Source organism: Variovorax sp. PBL-H6, from assembly GCF_901827155.1.
Classification (GTDB): Bacteria; Pseudomonadota; Gammaproteobacteria; order Burkholderiales; family Burkholderiaceae_C; genus Variovorax.
The window spans coordinates 5,731,299-5,752,267 of sequence record NZ_LR594659.1 but is presented as its reverse complement, the minus strand read 5'-3'; the positions used below and the strand labels follow the sequence as shown (position 1 = coordinate 5,752,267).

General features: G+C 68.5%; 18 protein-coding genes. 11 read left to right on the top strand and 7 right to left on the bottom strand.

What is annotated here, in order from left to right; genetic code table 11:
* Nucleotides 1-29: 29 nt before the first annotated feature.
* Nucleotides 30-4,151, bottom strand: coding sequence for a YhdP family protein (locus tag G3W89_RS27080; protein ID WP_162577041.1), 4,122 nt, complete (start codon nt 4,149-4,151; stop codon nt 30-32).
* Between the two features lie 25 nt (nt 4,152-4,176).
* Here G3W89_RS27080 and glnE point away from each other — a divergent pair, with 25 nt between their 5' ends.
* Both glnE and G3W89_RS27070 read left to right on the top strand, forming a co-directional pair.
* A complete protein-coding gene (glnE, locus tag G3W89_RS27075) occupies nt 4,177-6,990 on the top strand; it encodes a bifunctional [glutamate--ammonia ligase]-adenylyl-L-tyrosine phosphorylase/[glutamate--ammonia-ligase] adenylyltransferase (RefSeq protein WP_162577040.1) in 2,814 nt (937 codons plus the stop codon).
* On the top strand, nt 6,983-8,026 hold the full coding sequence (locus tag G3W89_RS27070) for a septal ring lytic transglycosylase RlpA family protein (protein ID WP_162577039.1): 1,044 nt from the start codon (nt 6,983-6,985) through the stop codon (nt 8,024-8,026). Before glnE ends, G3W89_RS27070 begins: the two co-directional genes overlap by 8 nt.
* Before the next feature lie 7 nt (nt 8,027-8,033).
* Here G3W89_RS27070 and G3W89_RS27065 read toward each other — a convergent pair whose 3' ends face one another.
* Nucleotides 8,034-8,975, bottom strand: coding sequence for an RNA polymerase sigma-70 factor (locus G3W89_RS27065; RefSeq protein ID WP_162577038.1), 942 nt, complete (start codon nt 8,973-8,975; stop codon nt 8,034-8,036).
* A 51-nt stretch (nt 8,976-9,026) separates the two neighbouring features.
* Nucleotides 9,027-9,884, bottom strand: a complete 858-nt coding sequence (locus G3W89_RS27060) for a ferritin-like domain-containing protein (RefSeq protein WP_162577037.1) — start codon at nt 9,882-9,884, stop codon at nt 9,027-9,029.
* A gap of 129 nt (nt 9,885-10,013) precedes the next feature.
* Between G3W89_RS27060 and G3W89_RS27055 the strand changes: the two genes are divergently transcribed.
* Nucleotides 10,014-10,637 carry a glutathione peroxidase gene (locus G3W89_RS27055; RefSeq protein WP_232076766.1) on the top strand — a complete coding sequence of 208 codons (624 nt, stop codon included), beginning with the start codon at nt 10,014-10,016 and terminating at the stop codon, nt 10,635-10,637.
* Between the two features lie 422 nt (nt 10,638-11,059).
* Here the strand turns inward: G3W89_RS27055 and G3W89_RS27050 are convergent, their stop codons facing one another.
* Complete coding sequence (locus G3W89_RS27050) at nt 11,060-11,671, bottom strand: glutathione S-transferase N-terminal domain-containing protein (RefSeq protein ID WP_162577036.1); 612 nt, start codon at nt 11,669-11,671, stop codon at nt 11,060-11,062.
* Between the two features lie 106 nt (nt 11,672-11,777).
* Here G3W89_RS27050 and G3W89_RS27045 point away from each other — a divergent pair, with 106 nt between their 5' ends.
* Genes G3W89_RS27045 through G3W89_RS27030 form a run of 4 tightly spaced genes read left to right on the top strand, consistent with a single transcriptional unit; the run spans nt 11,778 to nt 16,037 of the window.
* On the top strand, nt 11,778-12,935 hold the full coding sequence (locus G3W89_RS27045) for a YjgN family protein (protein ID WP_162577035.1): 1,158 nt from the start codon (nt 11,778-11,780) through the stop codon (nt 12,933-12,935).
* A gap of 7 nt (nt 12,936-12,942) precedes the next feature.
* Nucleotides 12,943-14,001 (top strand): M48 family metallopeptidase, encoded by a 1,059-nt coding sequence (locus tag G3W89_RS27040; protein WP_162577034.1) that lies wholly within the window; start codon nt 12,943-12,945, stop codon nt 13,999-14,001.
* Between the two features lie 37 nt (nt 14,002-14,038).
* A complete protein-coding gene (gene purB, locus G3W89_RS27035; RefSeq protein ID WP_162577033.1) occupies nt 14,039-15,427 on the top strand; it encodes an adenylosuccinate lyase in 1,389 nt (462 codons plus the stop codon).
* 49 nt (nt 15,428-15,476) lie between these two features.
* The gene (locus G3W89_RS27030; protein WP_162577673.1) at nt 15,477-16,037 is read left to right on the top strand and encodes a YaeQ family protein; all 561 of its coding nucleotides are present in this window, start codon (nt 15,477-15,479) and stop codon (nt 16,035-16,037) included.
* A gap of 10 nt (nt 16,038-16,047) precedes the next feature.
* Here the strand turns inward: G3W89_RS27030 and G3W89_RS27025 are convergent, their stop codons facing one another.
* A complete protein-coding gene (locus tag G3W89_RS27025) occupies nt 16,048-16,356 on the bottom strand; it encodes a putative signal transducing protein (RefSeq protein WP_162577032.1) in 309 nt (102 codons plus the stop codon).
* Nucleotides 16,357-16,371: 15 nt separating this feature from the next.
* A complete protein-coding gene (locus tag G3W89_RS27020; RefSeq protein WP_162577031.1) occupies nt 16,372-16,836 on the bottom strand; it encodes a DUF3717 domain-containing protein in 465 nt (154 codons plus the stop codon).
* A gap of 417 nt (nt 16,837-17,253) precedes the next feature.
* On the opposite strand from G3W89_RS27020, the gene G3W89_RS27015 reads away from it, so the two are divergent.
* From G3W89_RS27015 to G3W89_RS27005, 3 genes are read left to right on the top strand one after another with little or no spacing between them, the layout of a single operon-like run.
* Complete coding sequence (locus G3W89_RS27015; protein ID WP_162577030.1) at nt 17,254-17,991, top strand: TerC family protein; 738 nt, start codon at nt 17,254-17,256, stop codon at nt 17,989-17,991.
* 21 nt (nt 17,992-18,012) lie between these two features.
* The gene (locus tag G3W89_RS27010; RefSeq protein WP_162577029.1) at nt 18,013-18,477 is read left to right on the top strand and encodes a hypothetical protein; all 465 of its coding nucleotides are present in this window, start codon (nt 18,013-18,015) and stop codon (nt 18,475-18,477) included.
* A gap of 21 nt (nt 18,478-18,498) precedes the next feature.
* A complete protein-coding gene (locus G3W89_RS27005) occupies nt 18,499-18,852 on the top strand; it encodes a phage holin family protein (protein ID WP_162577028.1) in 354 nt (117 codons plus the stop codon).
* A gap of 1 nt (nt 18,853) precedes the next feature.
* Here G3W89_RS27005 and G3W89_RS27000 read toward each other — a convergent pair whose 3' ends face one another.
* Complete coding sequence (locus G3W89_RS27000) at nt 18,854-20,410, bottom strand: M48 family metalloprotease (RefSeq protein WP_162577027.1); 1,557 nt, start codon at nt 20,408-20,410, stop codon at nt 18,854-18,856.
* A 56-nt stretch (nt 20,411-20,466) separates the two neighbouring features.
* On the opposite strand from G3W89_RS27000, the gene moaC reads away from it, so the two are divergent.
* Nucleotides 20,467-20,961, top strand: a complete 495-nt coding sequence (gene moaC, locus G3W89_RS26995; protein ID WP_162577026.1) for a cyclic pyranopterin monophosphate synthase MoaC — start codon at nt 20,467-20,469, stop codon at nt 20,959-20,961.
* Nucleotides 20,962-20,969 lie beyond the last annotated feature (8 nt).

Genomic DNA, 20,969 nt, shown 5'->3' with positions numbered 1-20,969 from the left:
GTTTTCTCTTTGTGCAAGTTTCGGCGTGGTCAGCGTAGCGGCGGCGCCGCTGGCGCGCCCGCCGCTTCGGGCAGCAGGCGCCTCGGTATCTTGGTGATCTTGGGATCGGCCCAGGTGCCGTCGATCTGGAACTGCTGCGTGGTGGCGGCGATGAGCGGACGGCTCAACACCATCTGGGCCAGGAAGGTTCCGAGCCCGATCGCGGGGTTGATCGCGGTCGCGACCAGCGCGGCGGTACCGGCGTTGATCTCGGGCACCACGACCACGCGCAGGCTCTGCGTCTCATGTGCAATGTCGGCCGAGCCGTCCATCAGCACCGCCGCATTCACGCCCTTCATCTGCAGGTTGTTGGTGCTGGCCACGCCCTGGTCGATGCGGGCGTCGCCGCGCAGGAAATCGAAGCTGAAGCCCTGGCTGAACACGTCGCGGAAATCGAGCGTGAGGCGCCGCGGCAGCGCCTGCAGGCTCAACACGCCGAGCAGCTTGGCGATGCCCGGTTCGGCCTTGAGGAACTGGCCGGACTCGACGTCGATCTTCAGCTGCCCGCCGAGGCTGGGGTAGTCGAGCGCGAAGGGCGAGCCGCTCCAGTGCACCTGGCCCTCGAGCCGGCCGCGGCCGGCGCGCACCACGTCCTTCATGCCGAAGCGGCCGAGCAGGCCGCCTGCGTCGGCGATGTCGAGCTTGAAGTCCATGGTGGTGCGGCGCGGCTCGCCAGGCCCGCGGGTGCCGCTTCCGGGCGGCGCTGCAGCCCATGCGCCCTGCGCGCTGAAGCTCGCTTCCGGTGTCGTGAATGCCAGCTTGTTGAGCCGCCACTCGCGCCCGGCACCGCCGCGGTTGACGGCATCGATCTCGGCACGGCCCAGGCGCCGGCCGAGCAGCTCGAAGTCGTCGACCACGATGTCCAGCGCGGGCAGCGTGCTTGGCTGCTCGTCCAGCAGCGACTCGACCGCGTTGGCAGAGCCGGGCGCGATCTTCATGCGCGCCAGCCGCGCGTAAAGGCGTCCCGCCTGCGCGCTGCGGTACTCGGCGTAGCCGCTGAGCTCGGTGGCATCGATGTTGGCGTGCCAGAGCGCGCCCACGCGGGTGCCGCCGAGCACCACGTTGTGCAGGGTGCGCCCGCCAACGGTTAGCTCCTGCGCGCGCAGCGCAAGGATGGTGGGCAGGTAGGCCGAGGCGTCTTCACCGCTGTCGGTGGCCTCGGCGGGCTTGCCGGTGGACTCGCCGAACAAGGCCTGCCAGGCCGGCACGTCGACGCGCGCGAGCTGGATGTTGGCGAGCACGCCGTGCTCCGGCGGGGTCGCGGATTCGCCCGGGGCGAGGCCAACTCCGATGCCGCCGCGCAGCACCCGGGCCTCGGTGCCGGAGATGTCGCGCACGTAAGACGCCGAGCCGACGCGGGCCAGCTCGACCGAGAACCGGTCCTGAAGCGGCGGGGTGCCGCCGGCGCGGGCCTCGCGCTGCACGATCTTCTTCTCGATCGTGAGCGGCATCGCGTCCTCCGGCGGCTTGGCCAGCGGTGCGGGCAGTTGCAGCCCCAGGCCCTGCAGGCTGCTGGCCAGCGAGAACTCGGAGGCGCCGTCGTGCATCGAGAACGTGGCCGCGTAGGGCGCGCTGCCGGTGGTTTGACGGGCCAGGCGCGCCAGCCAGTCCACCTCGCGCGCTGCACGCATGCCCTCGGCGCTCGCAGTGCCCTGGGCGCGCAGGTTCAGCTCCGGCGCGGTGCCCCAGCGGCCCGCGCCTTCGATGCGCAGGGCGCCGCCGAGTGCGCGCGCCTGCACGCCGGCCAGCGAGAAGCCGGCCTCGGTGAAGTTCAGCGTGCCGCGGACCTGGCCCAGGGTCGGGACTTCCGGCTGGATCTGGACGTCGTTGTCTGCGAGGGCGATGCTCGCCTGCACCTTGGTCTTGTCCATGGCACCGAGTGGCAGCTCCAGGCGCAGCCGGTAGTCGGCGCTCCCGGTGGCGCGGGCACGCGCGAGGGTCGGCGCGGCCTCGCCGGCCAGCGGCGATCCGGCGCGCAGCAGCTCCGCCAGCGGGCCCTTGGCCTGGGCATCGACCTTGAGCAGCACAGTGTGGTGGCCCATGTCGGGGATCTGAGCCTCGGCCTTGATCACTTCGATGCCCGGTGCGCCTGCGAGGCGCCCGCGGGCGTTGCGTACCTGCATGCCGGCGCGCTCGAACACGAGCTCGCCGCTCAAGCCCGTCAGGGCGGGCCAGTTCTTCGCCGAGCCGGCCACGGGCGGCGCGTAGGCGTATTGCACGTCCCCCACCCGCGCGGCGATGCGGAACTCGCCTTGCTTCGGGTCCTTGAAGGGCATGTCGTTCAAGTCGCCCTTCACTTTGAAGTCCACGATGCTGGCGGTGCCCTTCTGCACTGAGTCGCGCACGTAGTCCCGGGTTTCCTTCGGGATGTGCTGGGGCAGGTAGCGATAGACGCGGGTGCCGTCGGCGCGGGTGAGCTTGCCCTGAAGATCGAGCACGCCCGGGAAGCGCGATCGGCTGCTGGAGCTGGCGGGATCGCTGGTGCGCCAGCTGGCCTGCGCCTCGCCCTCTGCATCGGCGTTGGCGAACCTCAGGCCCGAGACCTGGAGCTGGGACTTGTCGCCGTCGAACCTCCACACGAGCTGGGCGGACAGCTGTTCGACTGCGATCACAGAGTCTTCGAATACACCCGGGAAGTCGAGCGCGCCGTTGGCGATGCTCAATGCGGCGCTGCCGCCGGCCTGGGTGGCATCGAAATCGATGGTGGCGCCGCGGATGCCGGGCGCACCAGCCGGCGGCGACGCTGCGGCGTTCGCCGCTGCAGGCTGGGGGGAGGCGCGCGGCGCGGGAACCGCCGCAGCCGCAGGCATGGTGCCGGTCTCGGCGGGCCGCGAGGCGACGCCGAAGCCGCTGACGCGGCCCCGCGCCTGGTACTTGTCCGGCGTGCCGAGCGGGCCTTGCCAGCTGGCATCGATGCGTTCGACGAGGCCGCGCGGCAGCAGGCCATCGATGATCCTGCGGCTGTTGTCGTCCAAGGGCAGCCGGTCGGCGATCATGGCCAGCGCCGCGAGGTCGAGCCGGTCCGCGCGCAGCGCGCCGCGCTCGGCGACCCGGCCCTTTTCGGGCAAGTGCTGGAACCAGAGGTTGCCGCCCGGCCAGCGCATGCCGTCGGATGTCTGGAACTGCAGGTCGGTGGTGGAGAACTCCTGGATCTCCTGTGTCATGCGCCCGGCCAGCCGGCCGGTGACGTCGCTCAGGATCAGCGGCTCGAGCGACTTGCCCAACGAGGCGTCCACGCGCAGCAGCGCCAGGTCGACCGTGCCGCCGGCGATCTGGCCGTCGTCGACATCGGCCCAGATCCGCAGTGCGCCATCGCCTTCGCGGATGCGTGCATCGAGCGTCACATACTGGCCGAGCTGCCGGATATCGATGCGCGGCAGCTCGGCGTAGGCCACGCCGTCCCAGCTCTGCCAGTTGCCGCTGCGCACCGACAGCAGGGGCTGGCGGAATGCGCCGCGCAGGGTGAAGCGCTCGCCCCAGCCGGGAGGTGGCGTGGCATCGAGCCGCAGGGTGTGGCTGCGTGGACCGTTGCGGGCGATGAACTGCACATCGGACAGCAGGAGCGACGGCGCGCCGCGGCTCTCGTCGGTCCAGCGCACGATGCCGCCCTGGATGATGAACTCGCGCTGCGCGAAGAACCAGTCGGCCCCGCGGCTCTCGCCGGTGGTGTCGGTGCCCATGCTGAGGCCGGCGACGTGCAGCTTGCCGGCCACGTCGCGGCGCACCTCCAGCTCGGGCCCTTCGATGTAAAGCTGCTCGAAGTTCAGGCGCCACAGCGAGCGCGGCGAAACGCTGGCCACCACGCGCGCCAGACGCAGGGCCTCCTGCTGTTGTGGATCGTGCAGCACGACCTCGCGCAACTCGAAGCTGGGGAACAGGGACCCGCCCTTGGCGGTGATCGAGCCGATGCGCACCGGTACTCCGATGGCCTTGCTGGCCTGGGCTTCCAGCGCGCCACGGTACTCGCCGATTCGCGGCACAATCCATGCGTGTAGGACTAGCACTGACAGCGCAATCAGCAGCCATGCAGCGACCAGCAAACCCAACAACCAGCGTGCCGCCACAGCGGTGATCTTGAGCAGACGTGAAGGGGAAGACGTCGTGTCGTTCATTGAGGGTTGCGCTGTGACAGGAATTATGACTGCGAGCCTCCCACCCGGTTCCGCCCAGACAGATGCCGAAGCCCGCGCTGCGGAAACGCCGCAGGCGCCGCTCGCGGCCTCGTCGCGCTTCGTGCAGCGCCTGCGCCGCCGGTACGCCGGCGAGCTGGCACTGCTGCCGGCCGGCGAACCGCGGCGTGCCGCGATGGCCCAGGCCTACGCCGCGCTGCGCGAGCGAGGAGACGGCGTGGCCGATGCCTTGCGCATCGTGCGGCAGCTCGTGATGGAGCGGCTCATCACCCTCGACTGCGAACATCATGCAGCGCTGGCGGTGGTCACGATCGCGGTCACCGAGCTCGCGGAGTTCGCCCTCGACATCGCCTGCCGCGAAGCCTGCACCGAGCTCGGGGCCACGCACGGCACACCGCTCGGCCCCGACGGCCAGCGCGCCCAGCTCTGGGTGGTGGGCATGGGCAAGCTCGGCGCGCGCGAGCTCAACGTGTCGAGCGACATCGACCTGATCTATCTCTACGACCACGACGGCGAAACCACGGGCGACGCGCAGGGGCGCGCGCGGCTGGCGAACCAGGAGTTCTTTGCGCGCGCCGTCAAGCGCATCTATGCGCTGGTGGGCGACACCACCGAGCACGGCTTCGTGTTCCGCGTCGACCTTGCGCTGCGGCCCAACGGCAACTCGGGACCGAGCGTGGTCTCGCTGGATGCGCTGGAGGAGTATTTCCAGGTCCAGGGGCGCGAATGGGAGCGCTTTGCCTGGCTCAAGAGCCGGGTGGTGGCGCCGCGCGGCGTGATCGAGGACGGTTCGGCCCAGGCCCTTCGGGGTGTGGTGTTGCCCTTCGTCTTCCGGCGCTACCTGGACTACAGCGTGTTCGATTCGCTGCGCACGCTGCACCGGCAGATCCGCGAGCAGGCCGCGCGCCGCAGCGCCGGGCGCCCCGAGCGCGCCAACGACGTCAAGCTCTCGCGCGGCGGCATTCGCGAGATCGAATTCATCGTGCAGCTGCTGCAGGTGGTGCGCGGGGGCCAGTTCCCCGAGCTGCGCACGCGGCCCACGCTCGATGCGCTGCAGCGCCTGGCGCGCGCCAACCTGATGCCGCAGGAAACGGCCGACGCGCTGGCCACGGCCTACGAGTTCCTGCGCCGCGTGGAGCACCGCATCCAGTACCTGGACGACCAGCAGACGCATGTACTGCCGGTGCAGGACGAAGACCTGCGCTGGATCGCGCGCACGCTGGGATACGAGGGCTGCTGCCCCTTCCTGGCGCAGCTCGATGCCCATCGCGAGTTCGTGGCACAGGAGTTCGACAAGCTGCTGGGCGGCAATAAGGAACCCTGCAAGCGGTGCAACGGCGGGTCGGCCGGCGCCGTGCCGGCCGACCTGGGCGACCTTGTCGACGAGTTGCCTGCGCCCTTTGCCGAGCGCATCCAGGCATGGCGCGACAGCCCGCGCGTGCAGGCGCTGCGCGACGAGACCCGCGCGCGCCTGCGCCAGCTGGTGCAGCGCACCGGGCAGTGGCTGCGGGAGCCGGACGGGGAGGGCTCGGGCCAGATCGCCCGTCACATCGACGGTGCATTGCGCTGGGCCGACTGGATCGAGCCGCTCATGCGCCGCGAGAACTACATCGCATTGCTGGTCGAGCGGCCGGCGGTGCAGGAGCGGCTGCTGCGTTTGCTGGGCTCGGCGCGCTGGCCGGCGCGCTACCTGATGCAGCACCCGGGCGTGATCGACGAGCTCGCGAGCCATGAAATGCTGGCGGGCCGCTTCTCGGCGGCCGAGTTCGAGCGCGAGCTGGAAGCGCGCCACCTGTCTCTGCGCCAGACCGGCGAGGCCGACGAGGAGCGACTGCTCAACCTCCTGCGCCATGCGCACCACGCCGAGCTGTTCCGCACGCTGGCGCGCGATGTCGAAGGCCGCATCACGGTGGAGCAGGTGGCAGACGACCTGAGCGCGCTGGCCGACACGGTGCTGCGCGTGACCGCCCGCTGGTGCTGGCCGCAGGTGCGCAACCCGCACCGCGAGACGCCGCGCTTCGCCATCATCGGCTACGGAAAACTGGGCGGCAAGGAGCTCGGCTACGGGAGCGACCTGGACATCGTCTTCGTCTACGACGACGACGACGAGCGCGCCGGCGAGGTCTATGCAGCCTACGTGCGCAAGCTGATCAACTGGTTGACCGTCCAGACCCGCGAGGGCGACCTGTTCGAGATCGACACCGCGCTGCGACCCAACGGCAACTCGGGCCTGCTCACCACCAGCTTCGACGCCTACGAGAAATACCAGCTGGGGCGCGGCAGCAACACCGCCTGGACCTGGGAGCACCAGGCCATGACGCGCGCGCGTTTCCTGGACATGGCTTCGGGGCCCGACGAATCCGACACCAACGGCGACTGCTCGCTTTGCGATCGCTTCGACCGCATCCGAGAGGCCGTGATCGCGGCGCCGCGCGACCGTGCAGCCCTCAAGGCCGAGATCGTCGCGATGCGCGAGAAGGTGCGCGCCGCGCGGCCGGTCAAGGCCGATCGCTTCGATGTCAAGCACAGCCCCGGCGGCATGGTGGATGCCGAGTTCGCGGTCCAGTTCCTGGTGCTTTCGGAATCGAAGGCACATCCCGAGCTGATCCCGAACGTGGGCAACATCGCGCTGCTGATCCGGGCCGAGGAGGCCGGGCTGCTGCCCGCGGGAATCGGCCGCAACGCCGCCGCGGCCTATCGCGAGCTGCGCCGCGTGCAGCACCGGGCGCGGCTCAACGAGGAGCCGACGCAGGTGCCGATGAGCGCGCTGGCGGCCGAGCGCGCAGCCATGCTTGCGCTATGGAAGGCGGTGTTTGGCTAGGCCCCCGAATGCACGCGCCGTCGCGCTGGCGGCAGGCGCGGCGCTGGTGCTGCTGCTGGCCGGTTGCGCCAGCGGGCCGCGCGGCGGCTCCGGCATCGGCCGCGACGGTCCCGACGCCAACCCGCCCTCCAGCCTCGGCCAGGTGCCCGACGCCGAGCCACGCGTGGAAGCGATCCGCGGCGGCGGCACCAGCAAGCCTTATGTCGTGCTGGGCCGCTCCTACGCGCCGATCACCGACGACCGGCCGTGGCGCGAGACCGGCCTTGCCTCCTGGTACGGCCGCAAGTTCCATGCGCAATCCACCGCCAGCGGCGAGCCATACGACATGTATGCGATGACGGCCGCTCACAAGACCTTGCCGCTGCCCAGCTACGTGCGGGTGCGCAACCCGGCCAACGGGCGCGAGGTGATCGTGCGGGTGAACGACCGCGGGCCCTTCCACGACGATCGCATCATCGACCTGAGCTACACCGCGGCCTACAAGCTCGACCTGTTGCGCGGGGTGGCGCCGGTGGAGATCGAGCGCATCACCAATGCGGACATCCGTGCCGGCACCTGGCGGCGCGGGGACACTGCGCTGGCGCAGGCGGTGCCGGCCCCGGCGCCGGGGGCGCCTGGCTCGGCTCCCACCACCGCGAGCGCTGCCGATGCGCTCGCCGTTCCCATTGCGTTGACCTCGCCGGTGGTCGCCAGGCCGCGCGCTGAAGTGCGCGAGCTGGACGCGCTTCCGCCCCTGCCTGAAACCTGGTCCGAGGCGGCTCCCGCTCCGGGCCGCTCCGAATCGCTGCCGATCGCGCCGAACTCGGGTTTCTGGGTTCAGCTGGGCGCCTTCAGCCAGCGCGACGGCGTGGAGCGCTTCCAGCAGCAAGTGGCGCATAGCCTGCCCGCATTGGCGGGCGCCCTCAACGTATTCGCGGAGCGCGGCACCTACCGGCTCCAGGCCGGGCCTTACGCCTCGCGCGACCAGGCGCTCGAGATGGCCGAGCAGGTGCGCAACGGGATGCAGCTGGCGCCGATGATCGTCGAGCGGCGCTGAGGCGCGCTCATGCGAGGTCTCCAGGCGGCGCGGCGGTCCGCAGTGCCTCGAGCTCGGCACGCGTGACGGGCCGCGCGGAGAAGCGCGCAGCGATGCGCGCCAGTTTCTCTGGATTGCGTTGCGTGCAGATGCGCAGGATCCGCTCGCCGTCCGTCTCGATGGTCTGTACCGACTCCAGGGCGCCGTTGTAGAAGCGCAGCAGGCCCGGCTCGCCGTTGATCTCGGCCAGCTTGAGCCGCAGCCCGCTGCCGAGCAGGCGCGGCACGGCGTAGAAGTACTGCGCAATGCGCTGGGCACCGCGCAATACCTTGCGGAAGGCCGGCACCTTGCCGCCGCTGTCGCCGATCAGCTCGGCATCCTCGGCCAGCAGTTCCTTGAGCCGGCGCATGTCGCCGCTGGCGGAGGCTTCGGCAAAGCCCTGCATCAACCGCCAGTGGGTATCGCGCTCCACCGCGAAGCGCGGGCGCTCCTCCTGGATCTGGTTCTTGGCGCGGTGCACCAGCTGTCGGCACGCCGCTTCGCTCTTGCCCAGCGTGCGCGCCACGTCCTCGTAGTCGGCATCGAAGACCTCGCGCAGCAGGAAAGCCGCGCGCGCCTCGGGGGCGAGGCGCTCCAGCACCGCGAGAAAGGCGACGGAAATGTCGTCGGCACGCTCCAGCATCTGCTCGGGCGAGGCCGGCGCGCCGGTCAGCAGCGGCTCGGGCAGCCAGGCCCCTTCATAGTGCTCGCGCTGGAGCTTGGCGGCGCGCAGGCGGTCGATGGACAGGCGCGTGACCACGGTGACCAGCCAGGCCTCGGGGTTGTGGAGTGCGTCGACAGTCGCGTCGTTCCAGCGCAGCCAGGCATCCTGCACCACGTCTTCGGCATCTGCGGCCGAGCCGAGCATGCGGTAGGCGATGCCCAGCAGGCGCTTGCGGTGGCAATCGAAGGTGCGGGTGGAGTCGTCCATACCGGCAAGACGGACGAGGCCCCTGCCTTGTGACAGGCGTGCGTCGGGGGCTCAGGCCCCCTGGTACGCGGACTTGGGGCCGAGGGTGGCCGTGACTTCCTTTCGGTAGCGATTGAGCTCCTGCACGGTCTTGAAGCTGCGGTTCATCAGCAGGCTCAGGTTGTGCAGGATGCGGTCGCCGACCTTGTTTTCCCAGGCGATGTCGAACTTGATCTGCTTGTCCAGCCAATGCTCCAGCCAGTCTGGATCGGGCACGCGGCTCTGGATCGTGTCGTTGGGGAACAGCGCCTTGTTGACATGCAGGTTCGTCGGGTGCAGCGCCTGGGCGGTGCGCCGGGCACTCGCCATCAGCACACCGACCTTGGTGAAGGCCGCACGCGCCTCGTCGCCGAACTTCTCGAGGGCGCGCTTCATGTAGCGCAGGTAGGCGCCGCCGTGCCGGGCCTCGTCCTGGCTCAGGGTGGTGTAGATGTGCTTGATGACGGGCTCGGTGTGCCACTCGGCCGCGCGCCGGTACCAGTGGTTGAGGCGGATCTCGCCGCAGAAGTGGAGCATCAGCGTCTCGAGCGGCGGCGCCGGGTCGAAATCGAAGCGCACCTCGTGCAGCTCCTGCTCGGTGGGCGCGTGCTGGGGGCTGAAGCGCTTGAGGTATTCCATCAGCACCAGCGAATGCTTCTGCTCCTCGAAGAACCAGATCGACATGAAGGCGGAGAAGTCGCTGTCGTGGCGATTGTCGCGAAGGAACATCTCGGTGGCGGGCAGGGCGGCCCATTCCGTGATGGCGTTCATCTTGATGGTCTGCGCCTGTTCGTCGGACAGGCGGCTCGCATCGAAGGACTGCCAGGGAATGTCTTTGTCCATGTCCCAGCGGACGGATTCGAGCTGTCTGAAAAGTTCCGGGTAGAGCATCAATGACTTTCTGAACCCGGCGATTTTAGACGCGGGGGTTGGCGCCCTCGTGACAAGCGCGCGATGATGCGGTATAGACGACCGCGCCGCCGTTCCGGCCAAGCCCCTACTTTTACTCTGGACACCGCCATGCGAATCCTCTTTCGACGGCCACTTGTTTCACCCCCTCTCGCTGCTTTCGCGGCTTTCGCCGCGATGGCCTGCCTGGCACCAGCCCTCGTCAGTGCCCAGGGGATTGCAGCGCCCGGTGCCGAGGTGGCCGCCCCCGCTGGCTGCCCGCCCATCCTGCAACACACCTTCCCCCGCCTGCAAGACGAGAAACCCCAGGCGCTGTGCCAATACACAGGCAAGGTGGTGCTGGTGGTCAACACAGCGAGCTTCTGCGGCTTCACCCCGCAGTACAAGGGGCTGGAGGCGCTGGACAGCAAGTACCGCTCGCGCGGGCTGGTGGTGCTGGGCTTCCCCTCGAACGACTTCTCGCAGGAGACCGGCACGAACAAGGAAATCGCGGACTTCTGCGAAAGCACTTTCGGCGTGAAATTTCCGATGTTCGCCAAATCCTCGGTGCGCGGGACCGAGGCGAACCCGCTGTTCAAGGAACTCGCGCAGGTCTCGGGGACGACGCCCAAGTGGAACTTCTACAAGTACCTGATCAGCCGCGAAGGCAAGGTGGTGGATTCGTATTCCAGCATGACCTCGCCGGATGACAAGGGTTTCGTCCGTCAGCTGGAAAAGCAGCTCGGCGCTCAGTGACGCCGCTGGACATTCGCGGGCCTCGTCACAAACGCTTACCACTGTCTTGGGAACCGCTCTGCGCGGGTCGGGCTCTTACCGGCTCGGGTGCGGAAAACCCGAAAATTTTCTTGTTGCGAGGCCTTTCGGACGCCTGACGTCCGAATGAAATCCCGAGGCGATTCTTCTCCTCCTCCCTCCCTCCCTCCTTCGTTTCGGGGCGCCTCGCAGCATCTTTATCTCGCCCCCAGGTTGGCTGCCTTCATGTAGCCGCCCACCCCCTACCGGGGAGGGCATGTTGCTCGCCCCCAGGTTGGCTCACTTCGTGTAGCCGCCCACCCCCTACCGGGGGCAACACCAGCGGCCCGGCAAAGCCGGTTCCGCGGTGTTCACCAACAAAAAGCCCCGCACCGCGGGGCTTTTGCTTTCGCGGTTCAGTTGGTTCAGGGGGCGGTGTCGGCGAAGCTGGGGCGCAGCATCAGCTTGTCGTAGAGCTTGCCGAGGTTCGGGTGCTCGCCGCGCCAATCGATTTCAGGGAAGCGGAATCCGATCCAGCCGAGCGCGCAGCCGACTGCGATGTCCGAAAGGCTCAAATGAATGCCGCTGCAGAAGGGCTTGTCGCCCAGGCCCTTGGCCATGGCACGGATGCCGGCCTCGACCTTGGCACGTTGGCGGCCGATCCAGGCCTGGCTTCGCTCGCCGTCGGCACGGCGGGCCCAGGTGGCCTCCATCCGCCAGAGCACGCCGGCGTCCATCACGCCGTCGGCCAGGGCCTCCCAGGTCTTGACCTCGGCGCGCTCGCGGCCCTGCTGCGGAATCAGCTTTCCGACCGGTGAAAGGGTGTCGAGGTACTCGACGATCACGCGGGAATCGAACATGGCCTCGCTGCCTTCCATGATCAGGCACGGAACCTTGCCCAATGGGTTGGAGCTGGCGATGGTCGTGTCGTCGGACCAGACGTCCTCGATCACGAACTGGTAGTCGAGCCGCTTCTCGGCCATGACCACGCGCACCTTGCGCACATAAGGGCTGGCGTTGGATCCGATCAGTTTCATGCGGGCTCTCTCCCCCTGGGGGTCGTCGTTGTAGCGTTTTGATTCTAGGGGAAGGCGCGCAGTGCAGAATCCGCCTCCACGCCAACGAGGGAGAAGGTGAAGGAACATGGTCACAGAAGCGCCCATCGATACAGTGCCCGAGCGCCATTCGATCGAGTTCACGGCCAGCGGCAGCGAGTATTTCCGCATCTGGATCGTGAACCTGCTGCTCATCGTCGTCACCCTCGGCATCTACCTGCCCTGGGCCAAGGTGCGCAAGCTCAAGTACTTCTACAGCAACACCTGGATCGGGGGCGACGCGCTGGACTTTCACGGCGAGCCGGCCAGGATGCTGCGCGGCACCTTGGTTGCCGCTGGTTTCCTGGTCGCTTATTCGGTGGGCAGCAATTTCTCCGGCTGGGCGGCGCTGGTGGCGGCGCTCGCCTTCATGGCGCTGTGGCCGGCGTTGTTCCGCGCGGCGATGCGCTTCAGGCTGGCCAACACCAGTTGGCGCGGCCTGCGCTTCCATTTTGCGGGCAACACCGCTGGCGCCTACGCCTGCATGCTGCCGCCGCTGGCGCTGGCGTTGCTGCCGGTGGCCCTCGCGGGTGTGATGGCCGGGATGCCGGTGGAGGGCAAGCCGCTTGCGCTGCCCGCGGTGGCGACCGGCGTGGCGGGCCTGGGCATGCTGGCTTTCGCCGCGGGCCTGCCTTATTTCCTCTGGCGCGTGCGGCGTTACCAGCACGACAACTACGCGATCGGCGCGCTGCAGACCCGGCTCAAGGTCGATGTGGGCGTGCTCTACGGCATCTTCATCAAGCTGATTGCAATCAGCTTTGCTGCGTTTGCGATCATGCTGCTGGTGGCGGGCCTCTTCGCCTTCGCGGGCCGCAGATCCGGCACCGGCGCGATCTTCGTGGTGGTGGCGGCGCTCATGGGCTTCGGCGCGGTCCTGCTCATCAACATCCTCCCGAAGTCCTATTTGCAGGTGCGGCTGCAGAACCTGATGTGGTCGGCCACCGGCAACGAGGTGCTGCGCTTCGACAGCCGCATGAAGTTCGGCAGCTACCTGGGCCTGCAGTGCAGGAACTACCTGCTGATTTTCCTGACGCTCGGCCTCTACTGGCCCTTCGCCGTGGTGAACACGCGGCGAGCCCAGATCGAGGCCGTCGAGCTGCAGACGCGCATCGGCCTCGACCAGCTCAGCCAAGCCGCAGGGCGAGAAGACCCGAGCGCCGCGGGCGACATGGCGGCCGACCTGTTCGGGCTGGACATCGGCCTGTGAGCGCTCAATGAGCGCCGTTCTCGACGTTCGTTTTTTCGACGGCCATAGCAGCCGTCCTGCGGCGGCGTGCCTGCACGTCGATGGCGACGCGCTTGTCGTCGCGCCGGCGCCCGGCGCAGCTTTTGCATCGCTCAGCGTGCCGCTGGCGCGGCTGCGCTGGCCCGAACGCACGCGCCACGGCGGCCGGCTGCTGCAGCTGCCGCAGGGCGCCAGCGTACAGGCGCTGGACGTCGCGGCATGGGACGCATGGGTCGCGCAGCTCGGCCGCGGCGAGAGTCTGGTGGTTCGCGCCCAACAGAACTGGCGCGGCGTGGCGCTGGCCTTGGCCTTGCTGCTGGCCGCGACTGCCGCGTTGTATCAGTGGGGCCTGCCGTGGGTCGCACGCGGCGTGACCGCGGCGGTGCCGGCCGGCGTGGACGCGACGATCGGCGCCGAGGTACTCGAATCCGTCGACAAGTCGCTGCTGGCGCCCAGCGCGCTGGTGCCGGAGGAACAGGAGCGCATCCGTCGCACCTTCGAACGGATGATTCAGGCGGCCCACCCGAATGGCCCACCGGCCTGGAAGCTGGAGTTCCGGCGTGCCCGCGACAAGCGGCTGGGGCCCAACGCGCTTGCACTGCCCGGCGGCACCATCATCCTGACGGACGAGCTGGTGCAGCTGATGCCCGGCGACCCGGATGCGGTGCTCGGTGTGCTCGGCCACGAGTTCGGCCATGTGCGGCTGCGGCATGCGATGCGGCAGCTGGTGCAGGCGTCGGCGATCGGGTTTGCTGTATCGGCCGCTTTCGGCGACTACGGCACGCTCATCGGCAGCGCCCCGGTGCTGCTGGCCACACTCGGCTACTCGCGTGATGCCGAGCGCGAGGCCGACGTTGAATCGGTGCGGCTGATGCGTGCCGCCGGCATCTCGCCGCGCGTGATGATCGGCTTCTTCGAGGCCGTCGAGCGCTGGCGCGCCGGGCAGAAGCGCGCCGGGCTGGACGACGACGTCATCGGCCTCGCCTTCTCCTCGCATCCGGCCACGGTCGAGCGTATTGCCTTCTTCCGGGAAGCCGCAGCGAACTGAAATTGAAGGTCCGGGACCGGCACCTAAAATTCAGCGCATGAGTTTCTCCACCGTCTCCGCCCTTTCCCCCCTCGACGGCCGCTACGCGGCCAAGCTCTCGGCCCTGCGGCCGCTGATGAGTGAGCAGGGCTACATGCACCGGCGGGTACAGGTCGAGGTCGCGTGGTTCATCGCGCTGTCGGACTGCGGCTTTCCCGAGTTCAAGCCGCTCACCGGCGGCGCGCGCAAGTACCTGCTGGGCCTGGTCACCAATTTCTCCGAGGCCGACGCCATCGCGATCAAGCAGATCGAGAAGACCACGAACCACGACGTCAAGGCGGTCGAGTACTGGATCAAGTCCAAGTTCGAGGCCCGGCCCGAGCTGCTGGCAGCCTCGGAGTTCGTGCACTTCGCCTGCACCAGCGAGGACATCAACAACACCAGCCACGCGCTGCAGATCCAGGCCGCACGTGAAAAAGTGGTGCTGCCCGCCATCGACGGCCTGATCGCCACGCTGCGCGAGATGGCGGGCCGCTTCGCCGAGGTGCCGATGCTGTCGCGCACGCACGGCCAGACCGCCAGCCCGACCACCGTCGGCAAGGAAATCGCGAACGTGGCCGTGCGCCTGGCCAAGGCGCGCGAGCGCATCGCCGGCGTGGCGCTGCTGGGCAAGATGAACGGCGCGGTAGGCAACTACAACGCGCACATGGCGGCCTGGCCCGAGTTCGATTGGGAGGCCTTCAGCCGCAAGGTGGTCGAGACGCCGGCGCCGCTGGGGCTGGGCCTCGGCTTCCAGCCGTACAGCATCCAGATCGAGCCTCACGACTACATGGCCGAGCTCTACGATGCGGTGGCGCGCGCCAACACCATCCTGATCGACTTCGCGCGAGACGTCTGGGGCTACGTGGGCCTGGGCTATTTCAAGCAGCGGCTCAAGAAGGGCGAGATCGGCTCCTCGACCATGCCGCACAAGGTGAACCCGATCGACTTCGAGAACGCCGAAGGCAACCTGGGACTGGCCAACGCACTGCTGCGCCACCTGAGCGAGAAGCTTCCGATCAGCCGCTGGCAGCGCGACCTGACCGACAGCACCGTGCTGCGCAACATCGGCGTGGCCTTCGGTTATGCGGTGCTGGCCTATGCCAGCCTTGCGGCCGGGCTTGGCAAGCTGGAGCTCAACGAGGAGGCGCTCGCCGAAGATCTCGAGGCCTCATGGGAAGTGCTGGCCGAGCCGATCCAGACCGTGATGCGGCGTTTCGGCGTGCAGGGCGCGTACGAGCAGCTCAAGGAGGTCACCCGCGGCAAGACGGTGACCGCCGAAGCGCTGCACCAGTTGATCCGCTCGCTCGAAATCCCCGAAGCCGAAAAGGAACGGTTGCTGGCCATGACGCCGGCCACCTATATCGGCAAGGCGGCCGAGCTGGCGCGACGGGCGCAGACGCCCTGAAGATGGCGTGAACGAAGCGGGCCGCGAGGCCGCCTACACTCGCGACCCCATGGCGCTCAAATCCACCATCTTCAAGGCCACCCTCGCGGTGGCCGACATCGACCACGGCTACTACGCCGACCATGCGCTCACGCTGGCGCGCCATCCCAGCGAGACCGACGAGCGGATGATGATCCGGCTGGTCGCGCTGGCACTCAATGCGCACAAGCTGCAGGACGTCTGCCAGGGCGACGGCACGCTGGCCTTCGGCGCGGGCCTCTCGAACCCGGACGAGCCCGATGTCTGGCTGCGCGACTTCACCGGCGCGGTGCGCTTGTGGGTCGAGGTGGGCCAGCCGGAGGACAAGCCGGTCATCAAGGCCTGCGGAAAGGCGGACGAGACGATCGTCTACGCCTTCCACCATGCGGCCGAGGTCTGGTGGCGCGGCATCGAGAACAAGCTCACGCGGCCGCAGAACCTCTCCGTCTACCGCGTACCGACGGCGGCTTCGCAGGAATTGGCCGCGCTGGCGCAGCGATCGATGCAGTTGCAGGCGACCATCCAGGAAGGTGGCTTGATGCTGGGCGACGGCACGCACAGCGTGGACATCGAGCTGGTGCGCTGGAAGTAATTCGGCCGTCTCAAGGCGCACCGGGCATCATCGCGCCGCACTGCCAGCACTGCTCGAAGCCGCCCTCGACCAGCTCGCCGCAGCGGCAAAGCCAGCGCCGCTGAGGCCGGTGCTGCAACGCATGGAGCAGCTGCCTTGCACGCTCGAGCTGGGCCTCGTCCTCGATCCAGATCTCCGGCAGGCATTGGTCGGGTGGCAGCTGGCCGGCGGCCGCGCCGAGGTATTCGCGCTGCACCGAGGCCGCGACGCCCTCTTCCCGCAAGGCATCGGCCCAGAGCGTGGCGATCGCCAGGTTGGGGGCTTGCGCGAGGCGGCGCATGGCGCTTGATTCTCTTCAGTGCGGCAGCTCGGCCGGCTCGCCGGGCGCCGGCTCGTCATCCGGCCAGGCGGGTTCGGCCTCGCGCGCCCGCTCGGCATAGCGGTTGAAGCGCCATGCCTTGTCCAGCATCGTGATGCGCCGCCAGGTGGCGCGCTTCTCGCCGGGCGTCATCGAGGGCCAGTGCTGCACCTCGTCGAAGCTGCGGCCGCAGCCCTTGCATTCGTCGTCGCCCTGACTGGTGGAGCAGATGGCGATGCAGGGGGTGTCGGGCGTTGTCTGGTACCAGGCGAGCCAGGCGTCCCAGGCCTTGGGCGGAAACCCGACCTCGTCGGCCTCGTCCTCGTGATGGAACACCATCAGCGCGTAGACCTCGGCCAGCGCGCGCAGCTCGGGCGCAAGGGTGATGCCATCGGGCGAGGGCTTTTTCTCGCGCCAATAGTTGATGGCGGCCTCGATGTCTGTGATGTGGATGGCGGCCATGAGAGGTCGGGAAAAATGCGGCTGGGCATCATAGTCCCGGCAAAGCCCAGCGACTGCGGAAGGTTATGCGCTGCTCCGAAATAAATAGCATGCCGAGTCCTGCCTCTGCGGGCTGCCGGCGTTTTTTCCTTGAAGGTCGAGAAAAATTCTGTTGCCACGCCTGCGCCCTCGATGCTCTAATCACCGGACCGAAGGGGAGTAGCTCCCACCCGTCTTCCACGAGGACGGACTTCGACAGGTCGTCAATACGAAGACAACACTTCCGGCCTGTCGGGCAGCCCACGCTGCCGAGCAAGACCTTCGATTGGAGCCCGCGCGGGTTCGATCGAAGCGTTTGCATGTCCCGGACCCTGCGGGTCCTCATTCAGCCGCTTGATCCAACCCGCACGGGATGAAGCAATTCGAACAGAGGACGCTATGGAACAGTTCCTGACCCCCGAATTCTGGGTCGCCGTCGGTCAGATCATCATGATCGACATCCTTCTCGGCGGCGACAACGCCGTCGTCATCGCACTGGCCTGCCGCAAGCTGCCGCCCGCGCAACGCACCAAGGGCATTCTTTGGGGCACCGCCGGCGCCATCCTGCTTCGCGTGATCCTGATCTTCTTCGCACTCACGCTGCTGGCCATTCCGTTCCTCAAGCTGGCTGGCGCGCTGCTGCTGGTGTGGATCGGCATCAAGCTGCTCGCGCCCGAGCATGACGATGCGCATGGCAACATCGCCGCCAGCGACCGGCTGTGGTCCGCCGTGAAGACGGTCATCGTCGCCGACCTGGTGATGAGCGTGGACAACGTGATCGCGATCGCCGGCGCCGCGCAAGGCGCGGGCGAGGGCCACCAGATGCCGCTGGTGATCTTCGGCCTGCTGGTGAGCATTCCGATCATCGTCTGGGGCAGCCAGCTGGTCATCAAGCTGATGGACCGCTTCCCCATCATCATCACGTTGGGCGGCATGCTGCTGGGCTGGATTGCCGGCACGATGGCGGTGTCGGACCCCTCGGTCGTCAACCCCGCTGCGTGGACCTGGGTGCCGAAGCTGCCGCAAACCGACATGGTGCGCTACATTGCCGGTGTCGGCGGCGCGCTGCTGGTGCTGCTGATCGGCAAGTGGGTCGCGATGCGCCGGCCGAAGCCGCAAGACACCGCCACCGCCTGATCTCGCCAACAAGGAGCATCCATGGAAAAGATCATTCTGTATGTCGACGATGCGGCCTACGCGCGCGAACTGCTCTCGCGGCTCACGCCCGAAGCGGTCGGCACGGGTGCCCGCCGCTGGGTGCTGGTGGCCTGCGCGCCGCGCATGACGCATCGCATCAGCAAATGGGTGAGCCACAGCGCGCGCGAGAACTGGCGCAACAAGTGGCTGGCGAAGACGCAGGACCAGCTGCTGCCGCTGCTGCAACTGGAAGGCGACCAGGTCACCTCCGTGCTGGCCAAGGGGCCCTTGGCCGAGCTCACGCAGCGCCTGAAGATGGAGCACGGCGCTGCGCGCGTGATCGATGCCCGCCGTCCGAAGATCGGCGTGGACCTCGAACCTGTGGCACCCGACGTGCAGTCACCCGGCAAGTCCGGCTGGGCCGTGCCCGGCGCGGTGCTCGGCATGGGCGCGCTGCTGGTGCTGGCCAACGAGCTGTCCGAATAGCGCTCGCGCCGTACCGCACGCATGCGCCTCGTCATCAAATGGCTGCTGAGCGCCCTCGCTCTGATTGCAGTGACCTACATCTACAGCGGCGTGCAGGTGTCGAGCTTTACCTCGGCACTGATCGCCGCGGCCGTGATCGGCCTGCTCAACATGGTGGTGCGGCCGGTGCTGGTCGTGCTGACGCTGCCGGTCACCATCGTCACGCTGGGCCTCTTCCTCTTCGTGATCAACGCCCTGCTCTTCTGGGCGGCCTCGGGGCTGCTGCCGGGCTTCCACGTCAATGGCTTCGTGGCGGCGCTGATCGGCTCGCTGATCTATTCGTTGCTGGGCCTCATCATCGAGGCCGCGCTGGGCGGTCTGTTCGCCAAGGCCTGAGCTATTTGAGCGGCGGCTCCGCCGCCTGCTCCCTGACCAGCACGTCGATCGCCCGCGCTCGGGTGTCGACGATCGAGGCCTCGTAGTGGTCGATGGGCGCGCCGCCCCTGTGGATGAACTCCTGCGCCGCCTTGAAGCGGTCGCGCGCCCCCGGATAGTCGAGCACCGCTACGTTGGCCTCCGCATCGGCGCGGATGGCGCGCAGCGTGTCGCTCTGCGCGCCGTAGAGCCGGCCCAGCATGCGCCAGGCGGTCGCGTCGCGGGGATGTGACGCCACCCAGTCGCGCAATGAGGCCACCATCGACCCCGGCTGGCGGGTGGCGGCGGCAGCCTGCGCGGCGAGCAGCATCTCGGGCCGGTCCTTCGCCTGCGCGTCGAGCAGCGTGGCCGCCTTCGCCGGGGCATCGGCCGAGAGTTCGATCTCGGCCGACAGCAGGCGCGCCAGCCGAGCGGCGCGCGCGTCTTCGCCCGTGCGGGCCACCAGCCGCTGCACCAGCGCGCGGGCGGACCTGGCGTCGCGCAGCTCGTTGGCCGCGAGCGCCGCCGCGTACAGCGTGCCGGCTTGCTGCGCCGGCGAGCTGCGCGCGAACTCGCCGCTGCTGGCCGCGTCGATCCACAGCCGCAACACGTCCACCCCGGGACGCACCAGCACGCGGGCGCGGGCGGCGATCATGGCGTGGTCCATCGCCAGCGGCATGGCGATGCCGCTGCCGGGCCGGAACTGGTAGCGGCCCTGCATGTCGGCGATGCGCTCGTTGTTGAGCGGATGGCTGCGCAGGTAGGGATACGAGCCGTTGTCATTGAGGCGCGCCGCGTACTGCAGCTTCTCGAACATCGCGGCCGCACCTTGGGGCGCATAGCCTGCCTGGGTCATCACGCCGAAGCCGATGCGGTCGGCCTCGCGCTCCATGTCGCGCGAGAAGCTGAGCTGGCTCTGCGCGAAGGCGGCCTGGCTGCCCATCAGCACCGCCTGCCCCGCATCGCCGCTGCGGCTTTTGCCCGCGGCGATCATGCCCAGGATCATGCCGGCCAGGAGCAGCGGCATCTGCCGGCTCTGCTTGGCCATGATGCGCGAGATGTGGCGCTGCGTGACGTGGGAGAGCTCGTGTCCCAGGACGGTGGCGAGCTCGTCGCGGCTGCCGGTGACCGAAATCAGACCGAGGTGCAGGCCCAGGTATCCGCCCGGCAGCGCGAAGGCGTTGATGCTGCGGTCGCGACCCAGCATCACGGTCCAGGCGAAGCGCTCGTCCAGCTCGGGCGTGAGCTCGCCCCGCAGGCGCGCTGCCGCCAGCAGCCGCTGCCAGATGTCTTCCACATACTCGACCAGCACCGGGTCGTCGATGTAGTCGGGGTCGCGATACAGCTCGCGCGCGATCTGGTCGCCGAGGTGGCGCTCGGTGCTCGCCGTCATCTCGCCGTCGCCCATGCCCGGCAGCAGCTGGGCATGCGCCTGTAGAGGCGTCGCGAATTGGCAGGCGGTCAGGAGACAGGCGCAGAGTGTGCGCAGCAGGCGCTTCGGCGTGCGGTTCGAAGAGGTGGAAGAAGTCCGGCGCAGCATGAGGAGGATCGGTGGCTGGGGCTCGTATGATGCTTCACTCCGCTGAACGTTCAAGCATGAGTTCTCTCACCCATTTTGATGCCCAGGGCCAGGCCCACATGGTGGACGTCGCCGCCAAACCGGCCACTCACCGCGTGGCCGTGGCGACGGGTCGTATCGAGATGCAAGCGGCAACGCTGGCGTTGATTGAGTCGGGCACCGCGAAGAAGGGCGACGTGCTGGGCATCGCGCGCATCGCGGGCATCCAGGCGGCCAAGAAGACCAGCGACCTCATCCCCTTGTGCCATCCGCTGCCGCTGACGCGGGTCGCCGTGGCGTTCGCGCTCGCCGAGGGCGGCACGCCGCAGGTGGCATGCACCGCGACTGTCGAGACCGTCGGACCCACCGGCGTCGAAATGGAAGCCCTGACCGCCGTGCAGGTTGCGCTGCTGACCATCTACGACATGTGCAAGGCGGTGGATCGCGGCATGACCATCAACGGCGTGCGCGTGCTTGAAAAGCACGGGGGCAAGTCGGGAAGCTACATGGCGCCGCCGCCCGCGAAGGGCTGAGCCGCAGC